The sequence below is a fragment of the Halorubrum sp. SP3 genome, assembly GCF_005435195.1.
GTDB classification, from domain to species: domain Archaea; phylum Halobacteriota; class Halobacteria; order Halobacteriales; family Haloferacaceae; genus Halorubrum; species Halorubrum sodomense.
On sequence record NZ_SGTU01000094.1, the window covers coordinates 1 to 979 of the forward strand.

Here is a 979-nt window from a genome sequence, read left to right on the forward strand (position 1 = left end):
GAAGAGACAGGTGGAGACCTCGAGAGCACAGCAAGTAATCGAGGAGTTCGAAAACGAGTACCCAACTGCTGCCGACATCTCTGACGGGCAAGTCGTCGCGATCGAGGCCGAAACGTCGACGTACAAGAAGCCCGCCCGGACGCTCCAGAACCTCGCTCGGGCGGTCAACCAAGATCAGAAGGTCCTCTTCATCACCCCGGAAGAGCACCCAGAAAAAAAGCAAGTTCCGGGGGCGCGTATCCACAGCATCCTCACCGCACCCGAGTTTACCCGCGGCGAGGTGCGGATACTCCCGAACGAGGGTGCGGACGACGTCGGCGACATCCAAGAGCGGTCGCCGATGACGCTCTACTATAACACGACCGAACAACTCAACCTGGGGATCCCGTCCGACACTGACCGGAAGCACGCACTCATCCCGAAGGGGAAACAAGCAGTCGGGATTCGCACCGACGACTCAGAACTCCGGCTCTTCGACGGGATCGCGAGCGGCAAGCAGTGGGGGCGCCTCCGCGTCGACGAGAAGTACGGTTCGACGAACGTCTTCGAGGCGTGGACCCGTCACGACCCGCACAATCAAGAGTGGGTTGTCTACGCCGGCGAGGAGCCACTGCGCTACCAGACGCTTGACGATCTCAAAGACGAGTGGCAACTGGTCTACGAACCGTTCGTCCCCGAGCGAGAGTTCGTCGACCGTCCGACTGACGACGCATGGGAGATCTTCCAGACGAGTCTCCCCGACGCGGTGAAAGATGACACGCTTACCGACTCCTCATCCGGGGAACCCAGCACAGCAGCCAAGGCCGACGGGGGCGCAGAGTCGGCTGCCCACGACCAAGAAACCCCTGAAGACGGTGGCTACACCGTTGGGCAACTCAAACGAGCGTTGTCTGAAAACGACGTTGACTCACTCGACTCAGACAAGATCGACCGGGTCGGTTTCACCCGTGAAGCCACACCGGTTCTCACCCGCGTCCGG

The 979-nt window shown here is 61.0% G+C and carries 1 protein-coding gene; it reads left to right on the forward strand.

What is annotated here, in order from left to right; translation table 11 throughout:
• On the forward strand, positions 1-979 hold a 979-nt coding region (locus EXE42_RS18740), incomplete at both ends, for a hypothetical protein (RefSeq protein ID WP_199240774.1).